Below are 20,880 nucleotides of genomic sequence, written 5' to 3' on the forward strand. Positions count from 1 at the left end.
CGTCACCGCGATAGCGCTGGCCTTGTTCCTTGCCGGCTGCGCGTCGGGTCTTGTGGGCGAGGGACTAGGTGGTCCTTCGGTGACTCGCGTGGACATGTCCGAGCTGCCGGGGCCGCAGGGGCAGACCGGTGCCGACCAGAATTTCGAGTATAAGGTCGGGCCGTTCGACAAGCTGATTGTCGACGTCATGGGTATCCAAGATCTTGCGGACCGGCGCGTCACGGTCGACGGCTCGGGCAATATTTCCCTACCCATCGCCGGTGTTGTCCAGGTGTCCGGCCTGTCGCTGGGCGAGGCCGCAGACCGGATCACCCAGCAACTGCGCGCTGGCTATGTCCGCAACCCGCAGGTAGCGGTCAACCTCGAACAATCAGTAAGTAATTTCGTGACGGTCGATGGCGAAGTGGCCGAGCCGGGCAACTATCCGATCCTTCCAGGAATGACGTTGATGCGCGCAGTTGCGGCCGCGCGCGGGGCCACCGAATTCGCGCGTTTGCGCGAGGTTGTCATTCATCGCGAGGTGAACGGGCGCCAGATGATCGCACTTTATGATCTGGCGGCGGTACGCCGCGGCGCCTATGCCGACCCCGTACTTTACCCCAACGACATAGTGGTGGTCGGCGATTCGCCGGGGCGCCGACTATTCCAGCAGATCGTATCCGTTTCGCCGCTGTTCGTATCGCCGTTGGTAGCGGTTCTGGACAAAAAAAACTGATCTATAGAAATCGAACGAGAATTTCCCTGATGTCAAACATGACGACGACTGCGGTGGGTAACATGGCAAGATCGGAAAACGGAGCCGAAAGGCCCTTCTGGTCTGCTCCGGTGCTGCTGGAATACTGGAACGCCGTTCGGCGCCATATCTGGCTGGCGCTTGCCATTGTGTCAGCGGTCACGGTTGCAGGAGCAATTATCACGCTGTTGATGACGCCGCAATATACAGCGACATCGCGCATCGAGATAGCTCGTGAACAAGCCAATGTGACCAACGTCGAGGGATTGAAACGAGATAGCAACGCTCCCGATCAGGAGTTTTACCTCACCCAATATTCGTTGCTCAATGCGCGTTCACTCGCGGAGCGCGTCGAGCGTCGTTTGCGGCTGGCGCGTAATCCCGAATTTTTCGCAGCGCATGGCGAAACGCCTGAGGGTGAGGGATTGCTCTCCGGTCTCCGGTCGGGGCCGGTTTCGGCCGCAGATCTTCGCCAACGCGAGCGGCAGGCGGTCGAATTGCTGCTCGATAATGTCGGGATCTCGCCGCTGCGCGGCTCGGCGCTCGTTGACGTCAGCTATTCCAGCGCTTCGCCGCAATTGTCGCGCCTGATCGCAAGTACCTGGGTGAACGAATTTGTGCAACAAAGCATGGATCGCCGCTTGGCGTCGACGGCGGATGCGCGCATCTATCTCGAAGGACGTCTGCAGGGGCTGCGCGACCGGTTGGAAAAATCCGAACGCGACCTTGTGAACTACGCCGCGCGACAGGGCATTGTACGACTGTCGGAAATCCAGGGGGAGGACGGGCGTACACGGACGACCCAGACCTTGGCGTCGAGCGATCTGGAACAGCTCAATCGTCTTCTCGTCCAGGCAACCGCAGAACGGGCCGAAGCCGAATCGAAGCTGAGCGCAGCGCGGGCGCCTGGCGCTACGCAGCTCGGTCTTTCGAACCAGTCGCTGAGTACGCTGCGTCAGCGGCGCGCGGAAGCCAACGCTGCCTACCAGGAATTGCTGGTCCAGTTCGAACCCGAATATCCGCAGGCCCAAGCCGCGCGGGAGAAGGTCGCGGCCCTCGATCGTGCGATTTCGGCCGAGGAAACGCGCGTTCGCGGAGCGTACAGCGCGGACTATAATGCGGCGGTCCAGCGGGAAACGGATCTTCGCGCCCGGGTCGACAGATTGCTGGGCCGGCTCGATACGGAAAACCGTTCGAGCATCCAGTATAATATCTATCAGCGTGAGGTGGATACCAATCGCGAACTGTATGACGGGCTGTTGCAACGCTACAAGGAAATCGGCGTTGCCGGCGTCGGCACGAACAATATCTCGGTCGTCGATGATGCGGTCAATCCGGTCAAGCCGTCGTCGCCCCGTTTGGTTCTGAACCTCGCGGCGGCGCTTTTGTTGGGCTTGCTCTTCGCTGGGTTGACCGTCGTAATCCTCGAAAATCTCGACGAAAGCGTGCGTGAGCCGCAGCAGATATCGGACCGGCTCGGCGTTCCTTTGCTCGGCGCGATCCCGGTGGTCGACGACGAGGTGCTTTCGGATATCGAAGATCCGAAATCCATTCTGTCCGAAGCCTATATGACCGTCCGGACAAATCTGGGCTTCTCGACTGACCATGGATTGCCGCGGACGATGGCGCTGACCAGCACGTCGCCTTCGGAAGGGAAATCGACTTCGGCCTATTCGCTTGCACGCGTCATCGGCCGCACATCGGGTTCGGTGGTTCTGGTCGATGTCGACATGCGCCGTCCCGTCGTGGCGACGCGGCTCGGTCTCGACAATTCGAAAGGGGTGTCGAACTTCCTCGCCGGCGAGGATAATTGGGAAGACCTCATTCAGACGATCGGCAAGTCCAACGTCAGCTTCATCAGCGCGGGGCCGGTGCCGCCGAGCGCTTCGGAACTTCTTAGCGGTGACCGTCTCGCCTCGCTGGTCCGCGCGCTTTCGGAACGCTTTGATCATGTTATCCTCGACAGCCCGCCGATGCTCGGACTGTCCGATGCACCGCTTATCGCCAATGTGGTCGAGGGGCTGATCTATGTGATCGAAGCCGACCGGACGGCGGTACGCGCCTCGCAAGCGGCGATCACACGTCTTCGGGAGTCGCGTGCCCACATCCTCGGGGCGCTGCTCACCAAATATCGAGCGCGTCAGTCGGGCTATGGCTACGGCTACGGCTATGGATATAGCTATGGCAAGGATGCTGCTGCCACTGACGGCGCTAACTGAGCGAGGACGGTAAGGGCGTGACGGGCGCGAGAACAATTGGGCTGAAGCTTTTTCTGGGCTGGCTTTGCGGTCTTTTTCTGGCGGTGCTCGCATTCTCGCAGGCCGCGGCCTCAATCGGACTGGCGATCGACAGTTTCCGTCCCCTCGGTGCCGGATTTTTTTCCTGGCGCAGTGGGCAGATGCGTCTGGCGATCAGCGTGTACGAGCCGGGTAAAAAGGTCGATTCTGAGCGGCTGATCGATACCGGGCGCGCCACGCTGAAGCTCGCCCCTTTGAATCCGCGTTCCTTGTGGCTCGTCGGCAAGGGGCTGGAGATCGAAGGCAATATGGCAGATGCGCGAAAGGCGATGCGCCAATCCGATCGCCTGTCGCGGCGTGACGGGGCGGTCCAGCTCTGGCTGGCGCAAGATAATTTGCGCTATGGCTCGCCGCCCGAGGGGATACGTCACTTCGACCTGATGTTTCGCGGTGATCATCGCGCCACCACCGAGATGATGCCAGCGCTCGCCATGATCATCATGTCGCCTGAGGGACGCCGCCACCTTGCTCCCTATATCAGGCGTGATAATCCGTGGATTTTGGATCTTGTCCAGGCAGCGGTAACAAGGCTGCCGCGTTCGGCCCCGGTTGCGCAGCTGTTGATCGACCGCCGGGCGGTTGCGCCCGATGTTCCGTATATCCGTCCCATCTATGCGCAGCTGGTCGGCAGGCTGCTTCAGGAAAAGCAATATGAACTAGCACTGCGATTGCACCCGCAGCTGCCCGGCGCGGAAAAAGAGAGCTTGCATGGCGTGAGCGTGACCGCCGACGCAACCGAGGGGTATCCTCCCTTCGTCTGGGCATTTGCTGATGGGGCAGAGCAAGGCGCGGTTCCGATCGCGCTCGACGACGGCCAGACCGGACTGGAAATAACGGGCGCGCCCGGTACGGTCGGGATCGCAGCCAGCAAGATTTTCACGCCCCCTGCCGGTTCGGCATTCCGTTGGCAGGTGATCGATCGAACGCCCAATTTGCAAGCATCGGCAAATTGGGAGATGACGTGCCTGCTGGGCCCGTCGGTGAAAACGATCATCCGGTCCAACGATCTGCTTGCGACGTCCGTGCCGCTGAAGCGGACGCATGAGCTGCGGGTACCGGATGGCTGCAGACTCGTCCGGCTCGATATGCGCGTCGCCGGGGGCATCGGCCGCAACCCGACCTTGTTCTCGATCGGCAAATTGTCCTTGGCCGGAGGCCGCGCTCCCGGAAAGGCGCGGTAAGGATATTGGAATCCTTATAGGCCAAGGCCTTCGATCAGCGACTGATTGACCTTGTCCACCGAATATTTCTCTTCGGCCATTCGCCGGCTTTCGGTACCCCATGCGGCCCGTAGAGAGGAATCGCGTGCAAGCCGGATCATCGCATCGGCGAGGGCGCCGGCATCCCGAACCGGGACGAGGAGCCCGTTTACGCCATCGACAGTCGTCTCGCGGCATCCTGGCGCGTCGGTGGTGATGATGGGCCGCCCCATCCCCATCGCTTCCAATACGGTGCGAGGTGTGCCCTCGCGCCACGACGGGAGGACGAATACCGACGCTTGCGCAATGGCGGGACGTACGTCGTTCAAATGACCGAGATATTCGATACCCGAGGCGATCCAGCGGTCGAGTTGTTCCCGGCTTACCGCATCGGGACCGGTATCGAGCATCCCGGCCAGCAGGAAACGCGCCGCCGGTATGGTGGTCCTGACCTGCGCCGCGGCTTCGGCATATTCCTCCAGCCCCTTGCTCCGCAAAAGGCGGGCAAGGCTGAGGAACACGGGGGCGGGCGGAAGCGGCGCGACATTATAATGATCGAGGTCGAGGCCCGAGCCGTTGACGATCACAGCCTTGTCCGGCTTGCGGAGGCTTCCCGCCGCGATGAAATCGGCGAGATCGTCGGGGTTCTGAAAGACGACATGGCTGTTGGCGTCGGTCGCCATGCGATAAAGGCGCTGTGCTATTTTCTGGGTCGCCGCGCGTGCCAGCCCGTCGCCGGCGATAAAGGCAAACCCCAATCCTGTGACCATGCTTGCCGACCGCGCTCCGGCGCGGCTGGCGGCCAAACTTCCCCAAATGTTGGGCTTTATAGTGTAGTTGAGGACAAAATCCGCCCCGACCTTGCGGATCAGCCGATAGATGAAGCCATGATAATTGAGATCGCCCAATATGCTGATCCGCGTGCGACGCAGCGGGACGCTGTGCGGCGTGGCTCCGAGCTCAAGAACGGCGTCGCGCCATTCTCCATCGAGATCGGGCGACGAGACATGGAGTTCATGTCCGCGCGCGATGAGGTCCCGAATCAAAGGGCCGCGGAAATTGACGAGATACTGCGGATGCGATCCATTGATCAGAATTTTGCTCATGGGTCTCGTTTGAGAATGATTTGAGAAAGTGGTCGACTGCGCGCGCCGCACCCGATTTAGTGATCCGGTCTGATGTAAAGGAATCGATCGATATGCAAGTCGCGATCGCTGGTGCCAGCGGTTTTCTCGGGCGCCATCTGGCCGCCCGCCTCGCGCGCGACGGCGTGACATGTCGCATCCTGTCACGGCGGGATATGGAGCAGGGCGATATTCCCGGATTTCTTGCCGGGTGCGACGCGGTGGTGAATTGCGTCGGCGAGAAATCGGGCGTGGGGGAGGCGGCCGAACTGGCCAATGTAATCATTCCACAGCGACTATATGAAGCCGCGCGGAATGCCGCCGTGAAGCAGTTTGTGCACGTCAGCAGCGTGGCGGCCGTCGCCAGTAGCAGCAATTTCGGCGAATTGCTGGATGACACCGTAACGCCCCGGCCCGACAGCCCCTATGGGCGAAGCAAGCTGCGCGGCGACGAGGCTCTCCACCGCATTGCGAGCGGCGGGCCCCTTCTGACGATATTGCGTCCGCCGATCCTGATCGCGGAGGATGCGCCCGGCGTTTTTGCGCTCTTCCGCCGCGCGGCGGAGCGTGGCTTGCCTTTGCCGTTGAAGGGCGCCGAGGGGCGTCGCAGTTTTATGCACGTCGACAATTTCGTCGAAGCGGTGCTCGCTGCGATTCGCACCGGGCAAGCTGGGACATATATCGTGACCGACAGCGCGCCGCTCACGTCGGAGGAGCTTTACGCGAGGATGCTCGTCGCGGCGGGGCGTCGCAAACGCGTCTTCTCCGTTGGAGAACTGGGGCGTCGGATGCTGCAGAAGCTGCTTGGCCGACGCGGAGAGAGCCTGTTTGGCGCCGCGGCTTTCGATGGCGGCCGTTTTGCCCGCGCGGCAAGCCCGCAGTGGCTGGTGCCTCCTGACGATATTGTTCGCGCAGCCATGGGCAGGGCGGTGAACCCGCCGACGCGAACGGGATAGAAGATCAGGCGGCCGCGTCGCCGCGGCCGCCGCCGATGGCGGTTCGAACAAGTATCGAAATATCCGCCATAACGCTCGGGTTTGCGGCGTAGGCCGCATCGATCTGAGCAAGCTTGACCGGGGTCGACATATCGACGCCCTGAATTTGCGCGAGCCCGGTTATCCCGGGCCGAATGTGGAAAACGCCGAGCCTGTCCCGTTCCGCGACCAATTCGGTCTGGCTTTCGAGGCAGGGGCGAGGGCCGACCAAGCTCATCTCGCCGCGCAAAACACACCAGAGTTGGGGTAATTCGTCGATCTTGAGCCGGCGCAGAACCGTTCCGGTCCGGCTGATCGCGGCCGCACCGACCTGATGCGAGGCGAGGTGGGGCGTGTCCGGCGGCATCGTCCGCATCTTCACGAGGGTAAAGGGACGGCGATTACGGCCCACTCGTCGCTGTGTGAAAACCGGATTGGCCCTGATGTCGATGAAAATCGCGAGACTCGCGATCAGGCAGATAAGGAGGGCGGGGACGAAGAGAAGCAGCGAAACGGTTATATCCATGAAGCGCTTCGTCATATCGAAAATATACCCGTCATGGTCCTGAGATCGGAAAGTGGAATGCGATGCGCTCGCCGAGTGCACGGTGCGCGCGTATAGATGGCGCGAGCTTTCCGGGCTATTGGAAATTTGAGTCCGGTTGCGACTGGCGGGAGTCGCGGCATCAGAAGAGTTGCGCGTCGGCGCTTCGGCCTATAGGGCGGCCGGGCGATCTTGCTCCCGACCTCGCCTGCGCTCGCAAGTCACTCACCGACGAGCGGACGTGGCGTGATCGGAGTTCCTCAATCAAGAAATCGACTAATAGAAAAAATGGGACTTTTCTCGAGGCTCGGCGATGCGGCTCGACAGATCCGGCTGTTTTCCCTGCGGGACATGGCTTGGCAATATGCCGCCAGTTTCGGCGTCGCCATCTTCGGCGCGCTCTATATTCTCGCTGCGGGCCGTGTGCTCGGGCCACAGGATTTCGGCGCCTATGCGCTCGCCATGGCGGTTCCGACGGTCGTAAACGCGCTGTTCGATTACCGTATCCAGGAAGTTTCGATCGTCGTTCTCAGCGAAAAGGCGAGCGCGGAAGATTCGGCGCGCAACATGCGGTCGCTTTTTCTTTTCGACGTACTCGCGCGAACCGTAGCGTTCGGCATTTCGGTACCCGCTGGTTTTCTTGTTCTGCGAGCGCTCGGAATCGACGTCGATCCAGGGATCCCGTGGCTGGCGGCCTTGGGGGTGTTTGGCGCCAAGGTCGGAATTGGTCCCGCGATCGGAATCATGCGCCTCTCGGGAAAAATTCACAAATATGCACTGCTTCAGTCGCTGGACTGGGCGCTGAGGCTGCTGGGTTTCGGCATCGTCTTTCTTCTAGGGCAAGCGACGGTCGAAACGGCATTTCTGGTCCAGGTTCCGCCGGCGATCGTCATTAACCTGTGGATATTGTACCTCGCGCGCGGTATCGCCCATCGGAGCTACGGCCCCATCGCCGGTCTCGCCGGTGCGGCGGATCAACTATGGATCTTTTACCGCGAGCGATCGAAGCTGCTCTTCAGCAGCCAGACGATTTCTGCCGTCGATTCAGTGGTGAAGGAACTCGACACGCTGATATGCGGGATATTCCTCTCGCAGCATAATGTCGCGGTCTATAAGATTGCCAAGAGTATCGCCGGTATGGCTTGGAAATGCGTCGATCCGATCTTCGTCGTCATTCTGCCGAACGTCGCTGCTTATGTCGCCGACGGGAAGATGGCCGAACTGTCCACTATTCTGAAAAAGACCACGATCTATCTGCTTGCCATTGCGTTATTCGTATATCTTGCGGGATGGGCACTGGTTTATCCGCTCGCACATTATGTGTTCGGGCCCGAATATAGCGACGTCCCTTCGATATATCCCCTGATATCCTTGTGGATCGTTGTCGCACTGCCGTTCATATGGACGCATTCGGTCGCAATCGCGTCGGGCAATGCCGCGCTTCAGGCCTGGTCGGGTTTGCTGGGAGCAGGCATCGGAATCGCGGCGCTGGTGATCGGTGCGGCATCCTGGAGCCTTTCCGGCGCGGCGCTCGGGCTGTCCGTCGCCTATGCTGCGGCATTCGTCATTTCGTGGATACTGCTCGTTAAAAAGAAGATCGTGACATGGTAAAGGCCCGCAAGGCGCATTTGGTCCTCGCGCAGGACAATCGGTCGTGGATCATCGAAAAGATGGCTGCGCGGATCGCCGAACATGCCCCGGCTTTCGGCTTTGCTGTTTCGGTGGGCGAGGCCGAGGACGCCGACGCCGACGTGAACCATTGGATGAGCTATGCGTTCGCCAACGTGCCGCACAACACGCCGGCGACGATGCTCATCACGCACCTCGACGATCCCTACAAGGTAGGCCTGGTCAAGAGCGAGCTGACCTCGGGTGTCGATGTTGGAATCGCGCTGTCGAGCCATACGTGCGACACGCTGGTTGCCGCGGGCGTGGGCGAGACGTCGCTTGCTTTTGCGGTGCCCGGCCATGATTTCGCGGCCGCACCGAGGCGCATCGTGATCGGCTTGACCACCCGGCTCTATGCCGACGGCCGCAAGCGCGAGGCCATGCTGGTTGAAATGGCGCGAACGATGCGTCTCGACCGGTTCCGGTTCGAAATTTTCGGCCTCGGCTGGGAAGACGTCATCCCGCTCCTCGAAGCAGCGGGGGCCGAGGTCGCCTATTCGCCTGGGACCGATGATTTCCGGGCCGACTATGTCGAGATGATGGCCCGCGTGCCGGCGTTCGATTATTATCTCTATCTGGGCCGGGACGAAGGGTCGCTCGGAACGCTCGACGCATTGGCCGCAGGGGTGAAGACGATCGTCACGCCGCAGGGCTTTCATGTCGACCTTCCCGGCGGTATCACCCATGCCATATGGTCGCAGGAAGAGCTGGAAACGGTGTTCCGCGACCTCGCGGAGGAGGTCGATCGGCGCGCAGGTTCGGTCGCGGGCCTGACGTGGCAGTCGTATGCCGAGGCGCATACGATCATCTGGCATGCGATACTGGACGGGCGGGTCGGAGAAGTCGCCGGTTTGCTGGCGGCGCATCGCGGTCACCATGCGCGCGAGATCGCGCCGGTGAGCGAGGGGCGTGCGACGATGCTGCGCCGCCTCGTCAGTCCTTACCGCATCCGTTCCGCACTCAGTCACATCCCTTTGCTCAAACCCGTTCGGGCGTGGGTTAAAGGACGCTAATCTGTTGCATTGCGCGGCGCCTCTCTCTAGTTAGCGCGGCGCTGCATTTTGAAAGACCTCGTTGATGAAAAAGGCAATTATTACAGGTATTACCGGTCAGGACGGCGCCTATCTGGCAGAGTTTCTGATCAAGAAGGGCTACGAGGTCCACGGTATCAGGCGGCGCGTTTCGATCTTTAATACGGCGCGTATCGATCATCTATATTCCGACCCGCACGAAGGTGGAGGCAGTTTGACTCTACATTATGGCGACATGACGGATTCGAGCAGCCTGATGCGCGTCATTCAGCAGGTGGAACCGGACGAATTCTATAATCTTGCTGCCCAGAGTCACGTCGCGGTTTCGTTCGAGGAACCCGAATATACGGCGAACTCGGACGCCGTCGGGGTGTTGCGCGTTCTGGAGGCCCTGCGAATCTCGGGTCTTGCCGAAAAGACGCGCTTTTACCAGGCCTCGACTTCGGAACTCTACGGGCTGGTGCAGGAAGTGCCGCAGAAGGAAACCACGCCCTTCTATCCGCGCTCGCCTTATGCCGTCGCGAAGCTTTACGCCTATTGGATCACGGTCAATTACCGCGAGGCCTATAATATGTATGCCTGCAACGGCGTGCTGTTCAATCACGAGTCCCCGATCCGCGGCGAAACCTTCGTCACGCGCAAGATCACGCGCGCGCTGGCCCGCATCAAGCTGGGGCTTCAGAAGCGCCTGTATCTGGGCAATCTCGGCGCGTTGCGCGACTGGGGGCATGCACGCGACTATGTCGAGATGCAGTGGCTGATGTTGCAACAGGACAAGCCCGAGGATTTCGTGATTGCGACCGGCGAGCAGCATAGCGTACGCGAATTCGTCGAAGTGGCTGGCCGCCGCCTCGGCATGGATATCCGGTGGGAAGGCGAGGGCGTCGACGAGAAGGGGTATCTCGCGGACGGCACCTGCATCGTCGAGGTCGATCCGGGATATTTTCGTCCCACGGAGGTCGAGACGCTGCTCGGCGACGCGACGAAGGCACGCACCAAGCTGGGCTGGGTACCGAAGGTCGACTTCCAGTCGCTGGTCGACGAGATGGCCGACGCCGATCTGGTCGAGGCGGAAATCGAACAGGCCAGCAGCGCGCGCCGCTCGCTTTTCTGACGGTATCCGCGATGAGTCAGTCTTCGCCTGTCGAAATCATTGCGAACGATGCGGGCGTCCCGCTCGCCTATATCGTCGACCCGCACTGGCTGCCGTCCGAAACGACCTTCATGACGCCGGGCGATTTCAGCCTGCAGATGGGCATGATCGTTTATGGCGCGGGGCAAGGCATCCCGGCGCACGTCCACCTTCCGATCACCCGGCAGGTAGAGGGCACGAACGAGTGTATCGTGGTTCGCAAGGGGCGATGCCGGGTCACCATCTACGACAGCGGGCGGAATTTTGTCGCGGAGCGCGATCTCGAAGAGGGCGCGATCATTCTGCTGCTCGGCGGGGGGCACGGCTTTCATCTCTATGAGGACACGGTCCTGTTCGAAGTGAAGCAGGGCCCCTATGCCGGCAACAAAGACAAGGAACGATTTTGATGACGTGGGTGCCGGTTAACGAACCGCTGCTGACCGACGAGGACTTCAAACCTCTCGAGGAAGCTTTCCGCAGCGGATGGATTTCATCCGCCGGGCGCTATGTCGACGAGTTCGAGCAGGGATGGGCCGATTATTGCGGCCAGTCTCATGGCATTGCCGTCGCCAACGGCACCGTGGCGTTGCAGGTCGCGGTCGAAGCGTTGGGCATCGGGCAGGACGACGAAGTCATCATGCCCAGCTATACGATTATCAGCTGCGCTCTCGCGGCGGTGCGCGTCGGCGCGAAACCCGTTCTCGTCGATTGCTGCCCGCGCACTTTCAACATGCGGACCGATGAGATCGAGGCCAAGATCACGCCGGCGACCAAGGCGATCATGGTCGTCCATATGTTCGGCCATCCGGTCGATATGGATCCCGTCCTCGCGCTGGCCGAGAAACACGGCCTGGCGATCATCGAGGACGCGGCCGAAGTCCATGGCGCCCGCTATTTGTCGGGCCGCGATACCGACAGCGCGACCTGGCGGGTCTGCGGCGGCATGGGGCATATCGCGACGTTCAGCTTTTTCGCCAACAAGCTGATCACGACCGGCGAAGGTGGGATGCTGATTACCAGCGACGATCACCTTGCCAAACGCTGCCGCGACCTGCGCAACCTCTGTTTTCGTCCCGACCGGCGTTTTTTGCATACCGAACTGGGCCATCAATTCCGGCTGACCAATATGCAGGCCGCGGTCGGCGTCAACCAGGTGAAGCGCATCGAGGACATCGTCGAGCGCAAGCGCGCGATCGCCGCCGAATATACCGCGCGCCTTGGCCACCTGCCGGGCGTCCAGCTGCCGATGGAAGAAAATTGGGGGCGTAGTGTTTTCTGGGTCTATCCGTTGCTTCTTGACGACGACCATCCGCTGGACGCGGCAAGCTTCGCCGCCGCTTTGAAGGCGGAGGGTGTCGAATCGCGTCCTTTCTTCCTCGGCATGCACGAACAACCGGTGTTCCACGACATGGGCCTGTTCCTGGGCGAAACCTATCCCGTGACCGAACGGATTGCCCGCAAGGGCTTGTACATACCGTCCGGGCTGGCGATCACCGCCGAGCAGATGGATCATGTCTGCGCTGCCGTCCGCAAGATTCTGAGCTAACGAAAGCCCCGCGACATGACCGTCTTCGACACCTCTTACGCCAACCAATATGATGCGATGTATGGCGACAAGGATTATGTCGCGGAATGCGATCTCGTGGCTGCGGCCGCGAGAAACAACGGCGTCGCGATGGGCCGTGTCCTCGATATCGGCTGCGGCACCGGGGGGCACAGCCTCGAATGGGCGCGGCGCGGGATTTCCTGCGTCGGCGTCGACATGTCGCCGTCGATGATCGCGCTCGCCGAAGAAAAGGCGCGGACGCTTCCGGAAAAAGCGCAGCTCGACTTTCTGGTCGGCGACGCACGGAATTTTCAGGCGGAGGGGCCATTCGACGTCGCGACGATGATGTTCGCGGTGCTCGGCTATATGAACAGCAACGAAGCAGTGCTGGCCGCTCTGCGGAATGTGCGTCGTCATTTGCGTACCGGCGGCCTCTTTGCTTTCGATTGCTGGTATGGCCCTGCCGTGCTCGGCGTGCGGCCCGAGGACCGCGTCCGCGTGGTCGAAGGCGCGAAAGGGCAGACGATCCGGTCGGCCTCGACGGCGATCGACAGCTTTCGGCATCTGGCGCATGTCACATTCAAATTGTGGACGGTGGACGGCGATCGCTATTTGGGCCATGCCGAAGAAACCCATGACATGCGCTATTTCTTCCCGCAGGAACTGGAGTTGTTGCTCGAGGTCGCCGGGTTCGGGCCGCCGGTCATCCGCAGCTTTCCGGCGGGCGGCGAACCGAACGACGACAGCTGGAATATTTTCTGCTCAGCCGTTGCGGTCTGAGGTCTGACGAGGCGTTCGGCCGGTGCTTGCCTGGGAAATATTCGGCGAAGACCTGCTCTGGCTGGAAATCTATGCGGGGAGTGCCTTTCTGGCGGCGCTCGTCGGCTGGGTGGTATTCCGCAAGCTGCCGATGAGCTTGATCGCCTTGGTCATCACCGTTGCGCTGATCGCGGCCGGGGGCTTCAGGGGTTTCGACTACAATTCCGACACGATGAATTATTATTCATACGTGTATATGCTGTCGTTCGTAAACGATAGCGAGATATTCTTCCTGACAAAATTGGAGCCTCTGCATTCGGGTCTGATCCTTCTGCTTCGTGATTTCAGGCTGTGGCTCCTCGTGGAAAGCGCTATTCAGATCGCCGGGATGATCATGTCTTTCCGGGTTCGCCGAAACGACTATTCTTTTCTGATCCTCTGCGCATTCGTATTGACGCTGGATACATCGTCCCTTCGTTATTGTTCCGCGCTTATTTATTTCTACTATTTCCTGTGCCGCAGCGAAGTGAGCCTGTTCAAGGCGGGCCGAATGACGCTGGTCCTGACCTGCATTCATATTTCGATGCTGCTTTCCGGCATACTTGCTTATCGCCGCCGGCTGGCCCTCCTGGCGATTTCCGCTGCATGCGTCGTCATTTTCTTCGAAAGTTCGGTGCTCGGGTCGCGGGTCGACATCGATCTTACCGAAGCTTCGCGCGGCCTGAAGAATTTCGGCGTCGCAATCTTTGCCGCCGCTTACCTGTTCGTACGGGCCCCGACGAAGAGCCTGCGATATATTCCGCTTTATGTTGTGGCCTTCGCCTCGATGTTTCTCGTTTCGGCCTTCATTCTGCCGACGTTCAACCGCTTTCTTATCATGGGCGCGCTTGTCGTGCTCGCCTATGAATGGTCGGTATCGCGAGGCGATGGCGAAAGCGACATATTCGATCGCGGCGCCGTTCTGGTGCTGAGCAGCGCTGTGATCCTACCTTATGTGATCAACCTGCCGCGGCTGTTTTTCAGCGGAACCTGGTAAAGGTCACAAAGGGTGCGGTGCCGACAGCGCCCCGCTTGGGCAGGCTACAGGCGAATTGTCGAGGTGCGATCGTCCAATATCCCCTTGAGGTCGAAAACGGGGGCGGATTCGGATTTGGCGAATTTCAGGATGCCCGGCAGGCCCATGTCGCGATATTCGTCGTGCGCGACCGCAAGGACGAGCGCATCATAGGCCGCTTCGGCGGGCTCCACGAGTTCGATATCATATTCGTGCCGGGCTTCGTCGGCCGAGGCCCACGGATCGTGACTATCGACCGTCATGCCATAGCCTTCCAGTTCAGCGACGATGTCGACAATGCGCGTATTACGAAGGTCGGGGCAGTTTTCCTTGAACGTCAGGCCGAGGACGAGCACGCGTGCGCCCTTGATCGCGATGTCGCGAACAATCATCTCGCGTACCAGCCGGTTCGCCACATAATGACCCATCGCATCGTTGATTCGCCGGCCCGCAAGCACGACCTCGGGATGATAGCCGACCGCCTGCGCCTTGTGCGTCAGATAATAGGGGTCGACCCCGATGCAGTGGCCGCCGACCAGTCCGGGGCGGAAGGGCAGGAAGTTCCACTTGGTGCCCGCCGCTTCCAGCACGTCGAGCGTGTCGATGCCCATGCGAGCAAAGATAAGCGCGAGTTCGTTGATCAGTGCGATATTGAGATCGCGCTGTGTGTTCTCGATGACCTTTGCCGCTTCGGCGACGCGGATCGAGGGCGCTTTATGCGTGCCGGCAGTCACGATCGCGCGATAGAGCCGGTCGACCTCTTCGGCGATCGCCGGGGTCGAACCCGAGGTGACCTTGGTTATCGTCGGCAGCCGGTGCGCCTTGTCGCCGGGATTGATGCGTTCGGGGCTGTAGCCTGCGAAAAAGTCCTTGTTGAACCGCATGCTCGAAACATTTTCGAGCACAGGCACGCAATCTTCTTCGGTCGCGCCGGGATAGACGGTGCTCTCGTAAATGACGAGTGCGCCCGCGGGCATCACTCGCCCGACCATTTCGGAAGCGCGCTTCAAAGCGGTCAGGTCTGGGCGTTTGTGCGCGTCGATCGGGGTGGGCACCGTCACGATGAAGATACGGCATTCGCGCAACGCTTCGGGATCGTGTGCAAAGACGAGCTTTTCCGCTTCGGCCAGTTCGGCGCCTTCGACTTCCAACGTCCGGTCATGGCCCGCCTGCAGCTCTTCGATGCGCCGCGCGTCGATATCGAAGCCGACGACGCGGCGCTGCTTCCCGAATTCGACTGCGAGGGGCAGGCCGACATAGCCGAGGCCGATAATCGCAACGACGGCATCGTCATAGGACGCCGCGGCGGCATCGGCGCTATTCACGTCGGTCATCATCAAACTCCGTAATATTCCCGGTACCAGGCGACGAAATTTCGCACCCCGGTGCGAAAGTCGGTACGCGGCGCATATCCGGTCAAAGCCTCGAGCAGCGACGCGTCGGCCCATGTTGCCGGCACGTCACCCGTTTGCATGTCCATATAGTTTCGAAGCGCTTTCACCCCGATCTCATCTTCGATCGCTTCGACGAAGTCGAGCAAACGGACCTTGTCCGAATTGCCGATGTTGACGATGCGAAACGGCGCCGCGGGCGACAGATTGTCGATAAGGATCGGTTCGCCGCGATCAGCGATCCCGGGAGGAACCGCGTCGATCAGGAGCCGGATTCCGCGTACCAGATCTTCGACATAGGTAAAGTCGCGCCACATGTCGCCGTGATTGTAGATATCGATCGGGGTCCCATCGATAATGCCCTTCGTAAATTTGAAGAGTGCCATGTCCGGTCGGCCCCAGGGGCCATAGACCGTAAAGAAACGAAACATCGTCGTCGGCAGGTCCCAAAGATGCGCATAGCTGTGCGCCATCGCTTCATTGGCTTTTTTGGTTGCCGCGTAGATGGTGAGAGGTGTGTCGGTCTTCTGCCGCTCGTCGAAAGGCATTTCCTCATTTGCGCCATAGACCGACGAGGTCGAAGCCATGAGAAGGTGGCCGATCCCGAGTTCGCGTGCGCATTCCATGATGTTGAATGTGCCGACGATATTCGTGTCGATATACGCGCGCGGATTTTCGAGGCTGTACCGTACGCCGGCTTGCGCCGCGAGATGAACGATGGCGTCCGGCTGGACCGAGCGGACATAGGACATCAGCTCGTCGGCCTCTTCCAGGCGAAATTCCCGTGCGGTGAAGCGATTGGAGCGCGACGTCAGCAGGCGGTGGCGCTCGATCTTGATCCGTACGTCGTAATAGTCGGTCATGGCATCGAGGCCGAATACTTCAAAACCTTCGTCCAACAGCAGCTTGCAGAGGTGAAAGCCGATGAAGCCGGCACTGCCCGTGACGAATATCTTCTTCATAATTCCATTCTACCGAATCTGGACATGGTCGCCTGGAGGCGCGCCGGTGCGCCATAGGACAGGCGGCGCGCAATCGCCATGGCCAATCTCTCCCGGACAAGCCAAACCGGACATTACTGCGAACAAGGGCGTGTTCGACCCGAGGAATGGCGCGTTGGTGCACGACATGAGGGGAGCCGGAGCAGTAGAGAGCCGCGCTACTTGCATTCATGACGTCAACACTCGACACAGACGCCTTTGATTTCGCGCTCGAGAATAGTTTCCACGATCCCTTGGAAGGTTTCAACGGCCGGTGGAAGCCGTCAAGCTTTCCGCGCGCCACCCGTCCGCATCAACAGTGGGTTGATTTCGGCTTGGTGGCCGCAGGTCGCCGCTATAGCGGCAACCATATCGGACGGCTTTTCCGACCAGTTATTACCGATATTATACAAACGGTGTGGCCTCTCCAACCGCCGGACCCTTCAATCGATCTCGCACGCTTGGTAGCCCCATAGAGCGATATCGGCGTGCAGGCGCGGGATTGCGCGCGGAACGGCATGTCACGTTGCATGCCGTAAACCAACTGTGTGAAGACATAGACTCGATGCCGCGGCGACGCGCCAATTCCAGCATGTTGAGGTGGCCGGAAACGTCGAAGTGAATATAGGCCGCCGGATTTTCCAGCGAACCGCGGGCGCCTCGCTGAGCGCCGAGCGTGTGATAGGTAAATTATCGATGCCAATCACCCGTTCGCCGCGCGCGCGAGATAGGGTGGCGACAATGTGATACTGATGAAGCCTGCGACTCCGGCAATCAATATCGTCATTGGGTCTCTCCGGCGCCATATCCGTCGACGTTAGTAGATTGCCAGCGCCAGCTCGTTGCGCACATGTCGTCGATGTTGAATGCCGCGCGCCAATTCAGCAGCCGGGCAGCTTTCGTCGTCGCGGCATAGCTGCTTGCGACATCGCCAGAGCGCCGGGCTACAACATTGGTCGCGATCGGTCGTCCGCTGGCGCGTTCATAGGCGGCGACCAGTTCGCGGACGGTGACGCCTTGGCCGGTGCCGACGTTAACAGCTTCGCAGCCAGACGTTGATGCCGCACATTCGATGGCCGCGAGATGAGCAGCCGCGAGATCGACTACATGGATATAGTCGCGTTCGCCTGTTCCATCGCGCGTGTCGTAATCGTCCCCGAATATCTGCAGGCTGGCACGGCGTCCGACGGCAACTTGCGCGACATAGGGCATCAGATTATTGGGGATACCCTGCGGGTCTTCGCCGATGCGGCCCGATTCATGCGCACCCACGGGATTGAAATAGCGCAGCAGCACCGCCGACGCGTCCGAGGTCGCTTTGGCCCAGTCGCCGATGATGCCCTCCGCCATCGCCTTGGTCCGGCCATAGGGGTTGGTGGGGGCGATCGGATGATCCTCGTCGAACGGCAGATAATGCGCCTCGCCATAGACGGTTGCAGATGAGGAGAAGACGATCCGTGTGCACCCGGCCGCATCCATCGCGGCGAGCAGGTTCATCGTGCCGCTGACGTTGGTCTGATAATAGAGGAGCGGGAGGTCGCTTGATTCTCCGACGGCCTTGAGCCCGGCGAAATGGACGACGGCGTCGGGCGCAAATGTGGTCACCGCATCGCACAGCGCGTCGGCGTCGCGAATGTCCGCTTGGACTAGCCCCATGTCGCGGTTGGTCAGTTGCCGCACCCGGTCGAGCGCGACGGGCGAGCTGTTCGCGAAATTGTCGAACACGCACACCTCATGCCCCGCCGCCAAAAGCTGCACGAGCGTGTGGCTGCCGATATAGCCGGCACCGCCGGTAACAAAGACCTTCACCCATCGCCTCCTTGCACCGCCTGCCTAGCGCTTCGCGCGGCGCGGTCAATTCAGAAGGGCTTAGGCACCAGAAGCAAAGGTGGCGTTACGTGCTTTGGCTGCGACGAAAATAGAGCGCGCTCGATCCGTCGCTGGCAAAGACAGGCGCGCGAGCGAAGAGTGCCGGAACATATTGCGCGAAAGCGTCGTGGGTGGCGGGGGTTTGCGCGGCAAGTCGACCACCCGCCATCCACAGCACCGTGTCGGCAAATTGCGCGACCAGCGACAGGTCGTGGAGCACCGCGACGACCGTGCGGCCGTCGGCGGCGAGCGAGGCAAGGCATTCCATCACGCGATATTGATTGGCGGGATCGAGCGCCGCGACCGGCTCGTCGACGAGCAGGACCGGCGTTTCGGCGGCGAGGACGCGCGCGAGACAGGCGAGCGCCGCCTCGCCGCCCGACAGGCTGGTAACGCCGCGGTGGGCAAGGTCGGTGCAGCCGGTGGCGGCCATTGCGCGATCGACCGCCGCCTTGTCCTCGGCCGAGAGCCGGCCCGGCGCGGCGCCATAAGCGAAGCGGCCGAGCGCGACCATGTCGGCGACGCTGATGTCCCAGGCGAGTTCGTGCACCTGCGGCAGATAGGCAAGCCGCCGCGCGCGTTCGGCGGGGCGCAGTGCGGTGAGGTCGGTGGCGCCCATGCGGATCGCGCCCTGCGTCGGCACGACGCCCGCCATCGCGCGCAGCAGCGTCGATTTGCCTGCGCCATTGGGGCCGACGATCGCGGTCAGCTGCCCCGGTGCGAAGCGGGCGCTGATATCGTCGATGAGGGGGGTGCCCTGCGCCTCGACGCGCAGCGCTTCGATGATCAGATCGTCAGCCACGCGCACCGCCTCGGCCGCGGCGCAGCACAATCAGCGTGAAAACTGGCGCGCCCGCAAGCGCGGCGACGACGCCCAGGCGCAGCTCATTGTCGGTCGGCAGGATACGCACCACAAGATCGGCAAGCACGAGGAGCAGCGCGCCCAGCCACGCCGAAGGCGCCAGGGTCCGCCCCGGATCGTGCCCCGTCCACGGGCGAACCAAATGCGGCGCAACGATCCCCACGAAGCCGACCGCGCCGGCCAGCGCCACCGCAGCGCCGGTCGCGATTCCGGTTCCGGCGACGATCGCGATGCGCGTGCGGCGGACGTCAAGGCCGTGCGCCGCGGCAGCAGTCTCGCCAAGCGTGAGCAGCGACAGGTTCGCGCGCTGGGCGAACAGGAATAGCGCGCCGACGAGGATCAGCGGCGCGGTCATCGCAAGATCGGCGAGCGACCGGTTGGCGACCGACCCGAGCGTCCAGTTGACGAGATCGGAGAGCGAAAAGGGATTGGGCGCGAAGTTGAGGATCAGCGCCATCAGCGCGCCCGCGAGGCTCGAGAGGCCGACGCCGACGAGGATCAGGCTCGCCATGCCCTGCGTCCGCACCGCCGCCGAGGCGAGGAGCAGCGTCGCGAGCGCGGCGCCCGCGATCGCGCCGAGGGGAAGCGCCCAGGGGAAGAGTGCCACGAGCCCGAAATAGAGCGTCAGCGTTGCCCCGAGCGTTGCCGCCGCCGAGACGCCGAGGATGCCGGGTTCGGCAAGCGGATTGCGCGTGAGCCCTTGCAGCGCGGCGCCGCAGAGGCCCAGTGACGCGCCAACGACCGCGGCGCTGAGCACGCGCGGCAGCCGGATGTCGGCAAGGATGATCGCCGCGGCGGGATCATGCCCGCCGAGCCAGCCGGCGAGCAGCGCTGGCGATACGCCATCGGGGCCGGTCGCCAGCGCGAGCATCGCGGCGAGCAGCAGCATCGCGGCAAGGGTCAGGTTGAGGCGCGTCATCGCATATCCCTTCGCGCATCGGCGAGCGCCTTGACCGCGTGTCCCGCCAACCAATTGCCGCACGAGAGCCAGCCGCCGGGCACCTCGACATCGCGGGCATGGCGCGTGGCTTCGGCCACGACGGGGTGGCGCGAGGCGGTCCAATAATCCTGCCGATAGCGCGCGCTGTCGAAAAAGGCACGGAACACGAGATCGGGCGGACGGCGCACCATCTCCTCGATCGGCAGGCTGCCCCAGCCGGGGCGGGTGCGATAGGGGGTGTAGCCCGCCGCTTCCATGACCTCGGCGACCAGTGAACCGGGGCCGGTCGTGACGTCGCCGGGGGTGATGTAAAGCGCGGTGCCCGCGTGCCCGCCGCCCTGGCGCGCGGCGGCGACCTCGGCATCGAAGGCCTTGACCAGCGCCGCGGCGCGCGGGTCGGCGCCGAGCGCCGCGCCTGCCCGGAGCATCTGGTTTCGGACATCGGGGAGCGTGCCCGCATAGCCGAGCTGCACGACCCTTATCCCCATCGCTTCGAGCTGGCGGTCGAGCTTCGCGCTGCCGCCATAGGAGCGCACGACGAGGGCGGGGCGCAGCATCGCAATATCCTCAAGCTGCGGGCGCAGCCGCGGCAGGCCCGCGGCGCGCGGCGCGGCAAAGGCGCTGTCGCTCGCGGCCTCGAAGGATATGGCGCGGATGCGCTCCCGGGGCACGAGGCCAAGGAGCATCTGGTCGGCGCAATAATCGATGCTGACGATACCGTGAAGGGCGGGGAGCGGCGCGCGCGGCTGGCAGGCCGTGAGGGCCGCCAGCATCGCA

At 61.9% G+C, this 20,880-nt stretch carries 19 protein-coding genes; 11 read left to right on the forward strand and 8 right to left on the reverse strand.

Translation table 11 applies throughout. The features are described from left to right. Window positions 1-22 precede the first annotated feature (22 nt). From ATE59_RS08805 to ATE59_RS08820, 3 genes are read left to right on the forward strand one after another with little or no spacing between them, the layout of a single operon-like run. A complete protein-coding gene (locus tag ATE59_RS08805; protein ID WP_231737222.1) occupies window positions 23-715 on the forward strand; it encodes a polysaccharide biosynthesis/export family protein in 693 nt (230 codons plus the stop codon). 38 nt (window positions 716-753) lie between these two features. Next, a complete protein-coding gene (locus ATE59_RS08815) occupies window positions 754-2,952 on the forward strand; it encodes a GumC family protein (RefSeq protein ID WP_197409151.1) in 2,199 nt (732 codons plus the stop codon). A gap of 17 nt (window positions 2,953-2,969) precedes the next feature. Then, window positions 2,970-4,211: a hypothetical protein gene (locus ATE59_RS08820; RefSeq protein ID WP_156416749.1), complete on the forward strand. Its 1,242-nt coding sequence runs from the start codon at window positions 2,970-2,972 to the stop codon at window positions 4,209-4,211. 14 nt (window positions 4,212-4,225) lie between these two features. On the opposite strand, the gene ATE59_RS08825 is transcribed toward ATE59_RS08820, so the two are convergent. Further along, a complete protein-coding gene (locus tag ATE59_RS08825) occupies window positions 4,226-5,386 on the reverse strand; it encodes a glycosyltransferase family 4 protein (RefSeq protein WP_231737223.1) in 1,161 nt (386 codons plus the stop codon). A gap of 41 nt (window positions 5,387-5,427) precedes the next feature. Here ATE59_RS08825 and ATE59_RS08830 point away from each other — a divergent pair, with 41 nt between their 5' ends. Continuing rightward, window positions 5,428-6,309, forward strand: coding sequence for an NAD-dependent epimerase/dehydratase family protein (locus ATE59_RS08830; RefSeq protein WP_058812093.1), 882 nt, complete (start codon window positions 5,428-5,430; stop codon window positions 6,307-6,309). A 4-nt stretch (window positions 6,310-6,313) separates the two neighbouring features. On the opposite strand, the gene ATE59_RS08835 is transcribed toward ATE59_RS08830, so the two are convergent. After that, window positions 6,314-6,868, reverse strand: coding sequence for a sugar transferase (locus ATE59_RS08835; protein WP_058812094.1), 555 nt, complete (start codon window positions 6,866-6,868; stop codon window positions 6,314-6,316). 249 nt (window positions 6,869-7,117) lie between these two features. Here ATE59_RS08835 and ATE59_RS08840 point away from each other — a divergent pair, with 249 nt between their 5' ends. From ATE59_RS08840 to ATE59_RS08870, 7 genes are all read left to right on the forward strand, one after another. Continuing rightward, window positions 7,118-8,482: a lipopolysaccharide biosynthesis protein gene (locus ATE59_RS08840; RefSeq protein ID WP_156416750.1), complete on the forward strand. Its 1,365-nt coding sequence runs from the start codon at window positions 7,118-7,120 to the stop codon at window positions 8,480-8,482. Continuing rightward, a complete protein-coding gene (locus ATE59_RS08845) occupies window positions 8,476-9,552 on the forward strand; it encodes a hypothetical protein (protein ID WP_058812096.1) in 1,077 nt (358 codons plus the stop codon). The genes ATE59_RS08840 and ATE59_RS08845 overlap by 7 nt, the downstream gene beginning before the upstream one ends. Window positions 9,553-9,616: 64 nt before the next feature. Next, window positions 9,617-10,684 (forward strand): GDP-mannose 4,6-dehydratase, encoded by a 1,068-nt coding sequence (gene gmd / locus ATE59_RS08850; protein WP_231737224.1) that lies wholly within the window; start codon window positions 9,617-9,619, stop codon window positions 10,682-10,684. Window positions 10,685-10,695: 11 nt separating this feature from the next. Beyond that, the gene (locus ATE59_RS08855) at window positions 10,696-11,109 is read left to right on the forward strand and encodes a hypothetical protein (protein ID WP_058812098.1); all 414 of its coding nucleotides are present in this window, start codon (window positions 10,696-10,698) and stop codon (window positions 11,107-11,109) included. Continuing rightward, the gene (locus ATE59_RS08860) at window positions 11,109-12,248 is read left to right on the forward strand and encodes a DegT/DnrJ/EryC1/StrS family aminotransferase (RefSeq protein ID WP_058812099.1); all 1,140 of its coding nucleotides are present in this window, start codon (window positions 11,109-11,111) and stop codon (window positions 12,246-12,248) included. The genes ATE59_RS08855 and ATE59_RS08860 overlap by 1 nt, the downstream gene beginning before the upstream one ends. Window positions 12,249-12,263: 15 nt before the next feature. After that, the gene (locus ATE59_RS08865; protein WP_058812100.1) at window positions 12,264-13,028 is read left to right on the forward strand and encodes a class I SAM-dependent DNA methyltransferase; all 765 of its coding nucleotides are present in this window, start codon (window positions 12,264-12,266) and stop codon (window positions 13,026-13,028) included. Window positions 13,029-13,050: 22 nt separating this feature from the next. Beyond that, entirely contained in the window at window positions 13,051-14,043 is a 993-nt protein-coding gene (locus tag ATE59_RS08870) for a hypothetical protein (protein ID WP_058812101.1), read from the forward strand. A 44-nt stretch (window positions 14,044-14,087) separates the two neighbouring features. Here the strand turns inward: ATE59_RS08870 and ATE59_RS08875 are convergent, their stop codons facing one another. The 6 genes from ATE59_RS08875 to ATE59_RS08900 all read right to left on the reverse strand — a co-directional run bounded on the left by ATE59_RS08875 (window position 14,088) and on the right by ATE59_RS08900 (window position 20,876). Beyond that, window positions 14,088-15,398 carry a nucleotide sugar dehydrogenase gene (locus ATE59_RS08875; protein ID WP_269434526.1) on the reverse strand — a complete coding sequence of 437 codons (1,311 nt, stop codon included), beginning with the start codon at window positions 15,396-15,398 and terminating at the stop codon, window positions 14,088-14,090. Then, window positions 15,398-16,414: an NAD-dependent epimerase/dehydratase family protein gene (locus ATE59_RS08880; RefSeq protein WP_058812102.1), complete on the reverse strand. Its 1,017-nt coding sequence runs from the start codon at window positions 16,412-16,414 to the stop codon at window positions 15,398-15,400. The genes ATE59_RS08875 and ATE59_RS08880 overlap by 1 nt, the downstream gene beginning before the upstream one ends. 801 nt (window positions 16,415-17,215) lie before the next feature. Continuing rightward, a complete protein-coding gene (gene galE, locus ATE59_RS08885) occupies window positions 17,216-18,241 on the reverse strand; it encodes a UDP-glucose 4-epimerase GalE (protein ID WP_058812103.1) in 1,026 nt (341 codons plus the stop codon). An 85-nt stretch (window positions 18,242-18,326) separates the two neighbouring features. Continuing rightward, on the reverse strand, window positions 18,327-19,103 hold the full coding sequence (locus ATE59_RS08890; RefSeq protein ID WP_197409152.1) for an ABC transporter ATP-binding protein: 777 nt from the start codon (window positions 19,101-19,103) through the stop codon (window positions 18,327-18,329). After that, window positions 19,096-20,082 (reverse strand): FecCD family ABC transporter permease, encoded by a 987-nt coding sequence (locus ATE59_RS08895; protein WP_058812106.1) that lies wholly within the window; start codon window positions 20,080-20,082, stop codon window positions 19,096-19,098. Before ATE59_RS08895 ends, ATE59_RS08890 begins: the two co-directional genes overlap by 8 nt. Beyond that, entirely contained in the window at window positions 20,079-20,876 is a 798-nt protein-coding gene (locus ATE59_RS08900; RefSeq protein WP_197409153.1) for an ABC transporter substrate-binding protein, read from the reverse strand. The genes ATE59_RS08895 and ATE59_RS08900 overlap by 4 nt, the downstream gene beginning before the upstream one ends. Window positions 20,877-20,880 lie beyond the last annotated feature (4 nt).

Origin of the sequence: Sphingopyxis sp. A083, from assembly GCF_001468495.1 — a bacterium.
In the GTDB taxonomy this organism is placed as follows: Bacteria; Pseudomonadota; Alphaproteobacteria; order Sphingomonadales; family Sphingomonadaceae; genus Sphingopyxis; species Sphingopyxis terrae.